Origin of the sequence: Microcystis sp. M_OC_Ca_00000000_C217Col (assembly GCF_007095585.1) — a bacterium.
Lineage (GTDB): Bacteria > Cyanobacteriota > Cyanobacteriia > Cyanobacteriales > Microcystaceae > Microcystis > Microcystis panniformis.
Genome location: NZ_SFBV01000098.1, coordinates 25,703 through 34,509 on the forward strand (window position 1 = coordinate 25,703; position 8,807 = coordinate 34,509).

The 8,807-nt window shown below is 42.4% G+C and carries 12 protein-coding genes; 3 read left to right on the forward strand and 9 right to left on the reverse strand.

Features of this window, described 5'->3' with window-relative positions; genetic code table 11:
- Nucleotides 1–41: 41 nt before the first annotated feature.
- The 7 genes from EWV66_RS05635 to EWV66_RS05665 all read right to left on the reverse strand — a co-directional run bounded on the left by EWV66_RS05635 (nucleotide 42) and on the right by EWV66_RS05665 (nucleotide 5,472).
- Entirely contained in the window at nucleotides 42–176 is a 135-nt protein-coding gene (locus EWV66_RS05635; RefSeq protein WP_287107267.1) for a hypothetical protein, read from the reverse strand.
- Nucleotides 166–354, reverse strand: coding sequence for a hypothetical protein (locus EWV66_RS05640; protein WP_287107266.1), 189 nt, complete (start codon nucleotides 352–354; stop codon nucleotides 166–168). Before EWV66_RS05640 ends, EWV66_RS05635 begins: the two co-directional genes overlap by 11 nt.
- Complete coding sequence (gene hemF, locus EWV66_RS05645; protein WP_052275749.1) at nucleotides 342–1,364, reverse strand: oxygen-dependent coproporphyrinogen oxidase; 1,023 nt, start codon at nucleotides 1,362–1,364, stop codon at nucleotides 342–344. The genes EWV66_RS05640 and hemF overlap by 13 nt, the downstream gene beginning before the upstream one ends.
- Nucleotides 1,365–1,593: 229 nt before the next feature.
- Nucleotides 1,594–2,382 carry an ion transporter gene (locus EWV66_RS05650; RefSeq protein ID WP_052275748.1) on the reverse strand — a complete coding sequence of 263 codons (789 nt, stop codon included), beginning with the start codon at nucleotides 2,380–2,382 and terminating at the stop codon, nucleotides 1,594–1,596.
- Nucleotides 2,383–2,601: 219 nt separating this feature from the next.
- Complete coding sequence (locus EWV66_RS05655) at nucleotides 2,602–3,519, reverse strand: NAD(+) kinase (RefSeq protein WP_002765357.1); 918 nt, start codon at nucleotides 3,517–3,519, stop codon at nucleotides 2,602–2,604.
- Between the two features lie 23 nt (nucleotides 3,520–3,542).
- Nucleotides 3,543–4,520 carry an SDR family oxidoreductase gene (locus EWV66_RS05660; protein WP_052275747.1) on the reverse strand — a complete coding sequence of 326 codons (978 nt, stop codon included), beginning with the start codon at nucleotides 4,518–4,520 and terminating at the stop codon, nucleotides 3,543–3,545.
- Nucleotides 4,521–4,584: 64 nt separating this feature from the next.
- Nucleotides 4,585–5,472 (reverse strand): S66 peptidase family protein, encoded by an 888-nt coding sequence (locus tag EWV66_RS05665; protein WP_052275746.1) that lies wholly within the window; start codon nucleotides 5,470–5,472, stop codon nucleotides 4,585–4,587.
- A gap of 58 nt (nucleotides 5,473–5,530) precedes the next feature.
- Between EWV66_RS05665 and EWV66_RS05670 the strand changes: the two genes are divergently transcribed.
- The 3 genes from EWV66_RS05670 to EWV66_RS05680 all read left to right on the forward strand — a co-directional run bounded on the left by EWV66_RS05670 (nucleotide 5,531) and on the right by EWV66_RS05680 (nucleotide 7,131).
- Nucleotides 5,531–6,331, forward strand: a complete 801-nt coding sequence (locus EWV66_RS05670) for an Rpn family recombination-promoting nuclease/putative transposase (RefSeq protein ID WP_052275745.1) — start codon at nucleotides 5,531–5,533, stop codon at nucleotides 6,329–6,331.
- 53 nt (nucleotides 6,332–6,384) lie between these two features.
- Complete coding sequence (locus EWV66_RS05675; RefSeq protein ID WP_052275744.1) at nucleotides 6,385–6,609, forward strand: hypothetical protein; 225 nt, start codon at nucleotides 6,385–6,387, stop codon at nucleotides 6,607–6,609.
- A 321-nt stretch (nucleotides 6,610–6,930) separates the two neighbouring features.
- Nucleotides 6,931–7,131 carry a hypothetical protein gene (locus EWV66_RS05680; RefSeq protein WP_052275743.1) on the forward strand — a complete coding sequence of 67 codons (201 nt, stop codon included), beginning with the start codon at nucleotides 6,931–6,933 and terminating at the stop codon, nucleotides 7,129–7,131.
- Between the two features lie 17 nt (nucleotides 7,132–7,148).
- On the opposite strand, the gene EWV66_RS05685 is transcribed toward EWV66_RS05680, so the two are convergent.
- Nucleotides 7,149–7,607 (reverse strand): cupin domain-containing protein, encoded by a 459-nt coding sequence (locus tag EWV66_RS05685; protein ID WP_002758047.1) that lies wholly within the window; start codon nucleotides 7,605–7,607, stop codon nucleotides 7,149–7,151.
- 48 nt (nucleotides 7,608–7,655) lie between these two features.
- Nucleotides 7,656–8,498 carry a dihydropteroate synthase gene (gene folP / locus EWV66_RS05690; RefSeq protein ID WP_052275742.1) on the reverse strand — a complete coding sequence of 281 codons (843 nt, stop codon included), beginning with the start codon at nucleotides 8,496–8,498 and terminating at the stop codon, nucleotides 7,656–7,658.
- Nucleotides 8,499–8,807: the final 309 nt, after the last annotated feature.

Genomic DNA, 8,807 nt, shown 5'->3' on the forward strand with positions numbered 1-8,807 from the left:
TACTTGACAAGGGTGTGGGAAGTATTTTCAGTGAACAGTAATCAGTGAACAGTAATCAGTGAAAAGAAATTAGCGAAGTTTTCACCTAACACTGTCCACTTAAAACTATAATCTGATAACTGATAACTGATCACTGATAACTGATAACTGATAACTGATAACTGATCACTGATCACTGATCACTGATAACTGATAACTGATAACTGATAACTGATAACTGATCACTGATAACTGATCACTGATAACTGATAACTGATAACTGATCACTGATAACTGATAACTGATAACTGATAACTGATAACTGATCACTGATAACTGATAACTGATCACTGATAACTGATTTAACCTTGCCAATTAACCCAATCTTGGGGTTTTAGGAAGACATCATAGAGTTTTGCTTCTGGGGTGTTTGGTGCAGGTTGATAACAGTATTCCCAACGGACTAAAGGAGGTAAAGACATCAAAATTGATTCGGTACGACCGTTAGTTTGCAACCCAAAAATTGTGCCACGATCATAAACTAAATTAAATTCTACATAACGACCGCGACGATAGAGTTGAAACTGACGTTCTCTGTCACCGTATTCCGTCGAGCGCCGTTTCTGGACAATGGGAACATAAGCGGGTAGAAAAGCTCGGCCACAGTCATTAATGAAACTAAAAATTTCTTCCCAGTTGCGGGGTTGTTGGGGAGATAATTTTTCTGAATAGATAGCGGCATCACTTTCGGCAAAAGGACCCCGATAGAGAGGGTCTAAACCGTCTTGGTAATCAAAGAAAATCCCGCCGATGCCTCTGGCTTCCTGACGATGATTGAGATAAAAATATTCATCACACCAGCGTTTAAAAACGGGATAATATTCGGGATGATGTTGGTCGCAAACCTGTTTAAAAGTGCGGTGAAAATGACTAGCATCTTCTTCAAAAGCATAGTAGGGAGTTAAATCGGCACCACCGCCAAACCACCAAACCGGACCTGCTTCAAAATAGCGATAATTGAGGTGAACCGTGGGAATATAAGGATTGCGAGGATGTAAGACCATCGAGGTTCCCGTGGCATAAAATTGATGACCAGCAGCCTCGGGCCTTTGTTTAGCAATGCTAGGAGGTAATTCTTTCCCCCAAACTTCCGAAAAATTCACCCCTGCTTGTTCAAAAATTGCCCCTTCCCGCAAAACTCGCGAACGTCCGCCGCCACCTTCGGGCCGTTGCCAACTATCTTCGATAAATTTTGCTTGTCCATCCACTTCTTCTAATCCCCGACAAATTTCATCCTGTAGGGATTTCATAAATTCACTGACGCGGCTACGGCTGTCACTGGCTGGCAAATTAGCAAGGGTGGGGGTTGTGGTGAATGCAGTCATACTCAAGGATCAAAATTGATAACTCAGTGATTATATTACTACTGGGTGATGAAATGGCCGCTCTTCGATACTTAACTTAACATTTAGACGGATTGGGAGCAGGGTGTGGGGTGTGGGGGTGCGGGGTGTAGGGTGTAGGGAAGGAAACCTCTTTCATCTGTGGTGGTGAAAATTTTTTCATCGGGACTGACTCCTGAATACTGACTCCTCAATTTCGCCCGAATTAGTCTCAATCAGGTTTTTTTAAGAGTTCTGCCCCACAGTTTTTACAAAAATTGGCATCTATATCGTGACGGGGTAAACCACAATCTGGACAAGGATAATCAATTTGAGTGCCAGATTTTAATAGTTGTTTAGTCAGAGCGCTAATCTGCAAGGGAATTAACAAAACTCCCGTTAAAATCATTAAAACTGTCACCATTTTGCCCCCATCGGAAAGGGGAGTTACATCCCCAAATCCCACGGTAGTCATAGTCACAATGGCGAAGTAAAAAGCATCAAAAAATGTCCGATAGACTTGGGGATTAATCGGGTGTTCGATCTGATAAATTAAACCTGCATAGACAAAAATAATCGAAAATAGAGTTAGTAAAATGCGAATAAATACTATCTGATCGGAAGTTTTAATTTGAAAAATAGAAAGATCGGAACCAAAAAAACGAATCACTCGCAAAATTCTAAACCAGCGAAAAATTCTAAAAAACCTAATATCAAAAAAACCAAAGAATAGGGGCAGAATTGACAATAAATCTAGGATCGAAAAAATATTAAAAACAAAGCCTAGTTTTGATTCCGCACACCAAAACCGAATTAAATACTCTAGGGAAAATAAGCTTAAAATTCCCCAATCAAGCTGACGTAACCACATTTGCCAAGTGGCGGATAAGGGATAGGTTTGAGCCACATAAATCCCCAAAGATAGTAAAATTAATGCTAAGATAAGCAGATTTACCGTCAGTCCGATCGCCGTGGTGACATCCTCTAAATAAAAAGCTATTTTGGCACGAAAAGAGAGCATAAATTCAGCGATCAGTAAACAGTAACCAGTAATCAGTCAACTGAAAACTCACATCTGATAAGTAGTTGGATAAAAGTAAAGTTAACTGTGGGGTAAGGAGTCGGTCGTCAGTAGGAATTGCGGCAATTTACATTTCTTAAGATAGACAACAGAATTTATGTCCGACTACTTAACTGATAACTGATAACTGATAACTGATAACTGATAACTGATAACTGATTAAGGTAATTCCACCGAAGTGGGTTTAGCAATATGAGGCAAACCCCAACCCAATTTTTCCCGGAGGATGCGGAAGAATTCCGTCGATTGCAGACGAATAAAATGGACTTGGTGGGGCGATTTCTGCACATTAATTCGATCTTCTGGCAAGATATAAGAACCGCCATTACCGTCCACTACCATCACCATCCGATTAGCAGTTGCTGGGAAAATATTTACAGTTTCCTTGTCAGAAAATACCAAGGACCTGGAAGCTAAAGAATGGGGACAAATGGGAGCTAATTGTAATACCGGCACATCGGGAGTTATTACCGGGCCACCGGCACTGAGAGCATAGGCAGTAGAACCGGTAGGAGTGGAGAGAATCACCCCATCGGCAGCGATATCGACGGGTGCGTGTTCACCAATTTGAATCTCAAAATGACACATACTGGTGAGGGGTTCCCGGTGGACGACCACCTCATTGAGAGAAAGTGCCTCCCAGAGGAGGGTATCTTCGCGAAACAGTCGCACCGTGATCATCGAGCGATTTTCGAGGGTGTATTTCCCCTCTAGAACCAGTTCTAAGGCGGGTTCAAGCTGATTTAGGTAAATTTCGGTCAAAAAGCCCATGTGTCCCGTATTGACCGTTAACAGGGGCAAATTGAGGGTGGCCAACTGCCGGGCCGCCGATAGGACTGTACCATCGCCCCCCAACACGATCGCAAAACTTAAATCTTGCTCGAAGTGGGGGGGGACTAACTGATCGATCGGGGTAAAACAAACGGGACGAGAGGGTTTAGAATGGCCTAGCAGACCACCGCTGCCGGTAGCCATAAACACCTGCCAACCTAGGGAAAGTAGCTGATCTTGTATCTGATGGGCTGTTTTACAAGCGATAGGCTTAATATCGTTGTAAATAATGCCGATTTTGGGCATTGACAAATTTTCCTACTGCTGGTTCACGCTTTCTTTTTGAAAGGGGTTTTCTTCTTCTTCTGAGCTTTTTGTTTCTCGAAGTCGATTTCCTTGAGCTTCTTGAGAATGCGGCTAAAGTATTCTTGTAAATAGGATTCTAAAGTAGTTGTTTGACTCGGATCAAGGCCAAATACTTGATAAACTTCTGCCATTGGGGCATCAAGAGCTTGACCACTAGCGAGAACTTCCGCAAAAGCTAGTCGGTCAGATATATTATAAGTCCATTGGAAACAACGGCTTATTCCTCGCATAAAACGCAGTAATCCCATGGGTAAACGCCAAATTTTCCCCTCTTTACCCGATAGGCGCTCGCAAACTTCGATAATTTCTTCAGCTTTCCAAGCTTTGCTGCCGACCACGGGATAGGATTGACCGACGGTTTCGGGGACTTCTAGGGCGCGAACGGCGAATTTAGCGATATCTTGGGTGTCCATGTAGGCGATCGCTGTACTTTCTCCCGTGATCCAGACGGTTTGATTATCTAACATCGGGATGGCGTATTGACCGATTAAACCCTGCATAAAGCCACAGGGACGGAGAATTGTATATTTTAAACCCGATTCTGCTAGAAATTTCTCGGTGCAGCGTTTTATCTCCATCAAAGGCACGTTGGGATATTTTTCGGCATTGAGAATCGAGAAGAAAATAAAGCGATCTACTCCGGCGGTTTTGGCCGCTTGAATCAGATTAACTTTACCATCCCAATCCACCTGTTTAATGCTGGCTGAGTCCGTCGCCCGGGCAGTAGCGGCATCGATCACCGCGTCCATTCCCTCTAAAGCAGCAATAATTGTACTTTTATCCCGTAGGGTTCCCCCGACTAATTCCGCGCCCCATTCCTTCAAAAAAGCCGCTTTTCTCTGACTGCGTACCAAACAACGCACTTGATGTCCCTGATCGATGGCATGACGCACGATCTGTCGTCCTAGGGTTCCCGTCGCACCGATAACTAATACTTTCATCTATAATTAATTTTTTGTTACATTTGTTAACACTTCTCTAAGATAGTATCAAAAAAGTGGCTCATTAGGGATAGAAAAATTCTAAGATTCCCCGATCCCCGTCCAGTTCTACCATTGTTCCCACCGGTAAAGCGGCATTATCGCCATCATGACCGAAAGGTAACTCAGCAATAACCGCAATGCCTAAATCGCCCAAACGCTCTTTTAAGACTTCCTCTACGGTTTGACTATCACTACCGGGGGCTGCCAGACAACGGCTAAAACGACCGAGAGCAATGGCTTTAATTTGCGAGAAAATGCCCAGCATTCGCCACTGAGTTAACATTCGATCGATCCGGTAGGGGGCCTCGGTTACGTCCTCTAGGGCTAAAATTACCCCCTCTAGGGTGGGTTGAACCGAGGTTCCGAGGAGATGGGTGGCTACGGTTAAATTAGCCGGTAATAAGCGTCCCCGCACTTTGCCCCCACCCCAACCTTGACCAATAAGAGGGGCTAAAGGACGACCTTCCAGAAGAGAAAAGAGGCGATCAATTGATTGGGGACTTTCTTGGGCTAAGGTGGTTAAAACTGGACCGTGAACGCTACAAATGCCCTGTTTTGCTAAACTCCATAAAATCCCCGTCACGTCGGAAAAACCGATTAACCATTTCGGGTTAGTTTTTGCCCATGTCCAATTTTCTAAGAGGCGAGCGCTACCGTAACCCCCCCTAGCGCAGAGAATTGCTTGACAATCGGCATCTTGCCATGTTTGGGCTAAAGCTTGACGACGTTGCTCGTCGCTACCGGCGAGATAACCGAGACGATTAGCCCAATTCTCCCTAAATTCCACTTGATAACCCCTTGATCGCCAGATTTCTACGCCTTTTTCGAGGGCGGCTAATTCCTTGACGGCACCACTGGTGGCCACCAGAGAAACTTTAGCACCGGGTTGCAGAAATGATGGGATGATCATAGGTTAATTCTCTTTTGTGGGCGGATTAAGCGGAAATTACAGGTAATTTTGTGGCAGCATGAAAACTGACAGCATATTCTATCGAATGTTTCTCGATTTTCCCGATTCGTTCTTTGAATTAATTGAGCGACCCGATGCTATCGTTAGCAATTATCGATTTACTTCCCAAGAAGTCAAACAACTAGCTTTTCGATTGGATGGTTTATTTTTGCCGCTCGATAATCTAGAAAATTCACCCTTTTATCTGGTAGAAGTGCAGTTTCAAAAGGATGAAGACCTATATTATCGATTATTTTCGGAACTTTTTCTGTATCTTAGACAGTATAAACCTTTGTCACCGTGGCAGATAGTTGTTATTTATCCTAGTCGAGAAATTGAGCGAGAACATCCCCAGCAATTTGCCGACTTGTTATCCTTGGATAGGATTAAAAGAATCTATCTGGATGAATTGGCAAATGACGAGACTCCTTCCTTAGCGATCGCCATGGTCAAATTGGTTACGGAAAGTGAGAGTCAAGCTGTTAATTCTGCTAAGATTTTAATTAAACAGGCTCAAAGAGAAGTGAGCGATCGCTTAGTGCAGAAAAATGTCATTGATTTAATCGAAACAATAATCATTTATAAGTTACCCCAAAAAAGTCGAGAGGAAATTGAAGCTATGTTGGAACTACAAGACCTAAAACAAACTCGTTTCTATCAAGAAGCTTTTGGAGATGGAATTGAACAGGGAATGAACTTGCAAAAATTGAAAACAATTCCTCTCCTGCAAGACCTCGGTTTAACCCCGCAACAAATCTCGGAACGCTTAGAATTAACTCTGGACACAGTGCTTAACTATTTGGCACAACAGCAACAATAATTAAACCTGTTTCAACAGTTTAGAAAAACAGCAGTCGAGAGGAAATAGAAGCTATGTTAGAACTACAAGACCTCAAACAAACTCGTTTCTATCAAGAAGCTTTTGGAGATGGAATTGAACAGGGAATTGAACAGGGAATTGAACAGGGAATAAACTTGCAAAAATTGAAAACGATTCCTCTCCTGCAAGACCTCGGTTTAACCCCAAAACAAATCTCGGAACGCTTAGAATTAACTCTGGAAACAGTGCTTAACTATTTGGCACAACAGCAACAATAATTAAACCTGTTTCAACAGTCTAGAAAAACAGTAATTGCTAAGTAGTGGACAAATGAATAGCAGCGAATCAGTGACCTTTAACCTATCAGTGATAACTCGATGAATAACGACTTATTGACTTTTCTCTTTGGTGTTGCTTTTCTCATTCTCTATCTAGTTTTTTCAGCTTTAACCGAGATGGGAACAAAATGGCCTTGGACAAAAAAATAGAAATACTTATAGAGGTTAATAAACATAAAATCGGGTCAGGGATTCGGTCATTGGAAAAATTCTAGAGATTTGCTATCTAAACAATTCACTCTATCGCTCTACGGATAAAATATGAAACTAATTGCTGATATTTCCCCGAGCTTAGATTTATTCTTGTTGCTTTTTTTCTGGCATTGTCTCATCGGTGGCATTGCTACAGTCATCGCTATCAATAAAGGCTATCCAAGATTAAATTGGCTAATCTTCGGCCTTCTGGGAGGAACCTTTACCTTTTTAATCGCTCTTTTCCTGAAAAAAAAGGCCAAAATTTAAGGGATGATATTGCTTGATTATCCTTTAATAGTTCCCATCAACACCTCTAAATCTTCTGCGTCTAACTCCTCTGGGATACCATTGCGAATTAATTCCGAAAAATCCTCATTGGGAACCATAAAACATAGTGCATAAAGTCTTCCGTCCCCCACATTTCTAATCTCGTGAATACCCGTGGGACGGACTAATAAACTATCCCCTGGACCTAGGGGAATCGGTTTACCATCACAGATAGCCATTCCCTCCCCTTTGAGGATAAAAAACATTTCTACCGCAAAATGATGACGATGGGTAGGGGTGCGACCGTGGGGATCGAAAATTTCCACACAGACGGTCAAGGAATCCCCCGCTACGGTAGAATCAAAGACGATCGCTAAACGATTTGTATCCCCAGCGCTAATGCGAAAAACTTGATAATCCCGGGGAGATCGAATCACGGGTAGCATACAATGATCGCTGGTTAGTTGGCTATTCATCGCTAATTTCGATCGAACTGTGGATGATTCTAAGACTAGCAAAAATTTTCAACTTCGCTCGATTGCGTCCACCACTTTCCTCACATCTACGATCGCAGCCACATCATGGACGCGCAGGATATCGGCCCCCTTAGCGATCGCTATAGCACAGGCCGCCGCTGTTCCGAAAACTCGTTCTTTTGGGTCATCTTTGCCTGTAATCTCGCCGATAAAGCGTTTTCTCGACAATCCAATTAAAATAGGTAAATCTAAATCCCGAAATTGCCCTAATTCTCGCAATAACTCAAGATTTTGTCGCCCAGTTTTGGCGAAACCAATCCCCGGATCGATGATAATATTTTCCCTAGCAATACCCCACTGTAAAGCTTCCTCAACGCGATTCTGTAAAAATTCTTTAATTTCCTTGACTAAATTATCGTAATGTGTTATGGATTGCATGGTTTGCGGATTGCCCCGCAGGTGCATGAGGATGATGGGAACGGCCAATTTAGCCACCGTCGGCAATAATAGGCGATCGAAGGTTCCCCCAGAAATATCATTGATCAAATCGGCCCCAGCGGCGATACCTTGGGCTGCTACAATCGCCCTAGTGGTATCTAGAGAGATAGGAATAGAACTTTGTTGTCGAATAGCGGTGATTACGGGGATAACTCGCGATAATTCTGCTTCTAGGCTAATTTCTTGCGCTCCCGGACGGCTGGATTGACCACCGATATCGATTATATCAGCCCCAGCCTCGATCATTTTCATCGCTTGTAGCAGGGCATTTTCAACATTGTCAAATTCTCCCCCATCACTAAAACTATCGGGAGTAACGTTCAAAACACCCATGATATAGGTGCGTTTTCCCCAAGCAAAAATATGTTCACGAATTGCCGTTAAACTAGACATAATAATAAATCCTGTTGAAAAAGTATATGAATTATGAATTATGAATCATGAATTATGAAGTGGGGAGAATAAATCAAAATAATCTCCTGATAACTGATAACTGATAACTGATAACTGATAACTGATAACTGATAACTGATAACTGATAACTGATAACTGATAACTGATAACTGATAACTGATAACTGATAACTGATTACTGATTACTGATTACTGATTACTGATTACTGATTACTGATTACTGATTACTGATTACTGATTACTGATTACTGATTACTGATTACTGATTACTGATTACTGATTACTGATT

Excerpts from the sequence above, each read along its gene's own strand:
- hemF (WP_052275749.1), bottom strand. The coding sequence starts at position 1,364 with ATGACTGCATTCACCACAACCCCCACCCTTGCTAATTTGCCAGCCAGT.
- EWV66_RS05650 (WP_052275748.1), bottom strand. The coding sequence starts at position 2,382 with ATGCTCTCTTTTCGTGCCAAAATAGCTTTTTATTTAGAGGATGTCACC.
- EWV66_RS05655 (WP_002765357.1), bottom strand. The coding sequence starts at position 3,519 with ATGCCCAAAATCGGCATTATTTACAACGATATTAAGCCTATCGCTTGT.
- EWV66_RS05660 (WP_052275747.1), bottom strand. The coding sequence starts at position 4,520 with ATGAAAGTATTAGTTATCGGTGCGACGGGAACCCTAGGACGACAGATC.
- EWV66_RS05665 (WP_052275746.1), bottom strand. The coding sequence starts at position 5,472 with ATGATCATCCCATCATTTCTGCAACCCGGTGCTAAAGTTTCTCTGGTG.
- EWV66_RS05670 (WP_052275745.1), top strand. The coding sequence starts at position 5,531 with ATGAAAACTGACAGCATATTCTATCGAATGTTTCTCGATTTTCCCGAT.
- EWV66_RS05675 (WP_052275744.1), top strand. The coding sequence starts at position 6,385 with ATGTTAGAACTACAAGACCTCAAACAAACTCGTTTCTATCAAGAAGCT.
- EWV66_RS05680 (WP_052275743.1), top strand. The coding sequence starts at position 6,931 with ATGAAACTAATTGCTGATATTTCCCCGAGCTTAGATTTATTCTTGTTG.
- EWV66_RS05685 (WP_002758047.1), bottom strand. The coding sequence starts at position 7,607 with ATGAATAGCCAACTAACCAGCGATCATTGTATGCTACCCGTGATTCGA.
- folP (WP_052275742.1), bottom strand. The coding sequence starts at position 8,498 with ATGTCTAGTTTAACGGCAATTCGTGAACATATTTTTGCTTGGGGAAAA.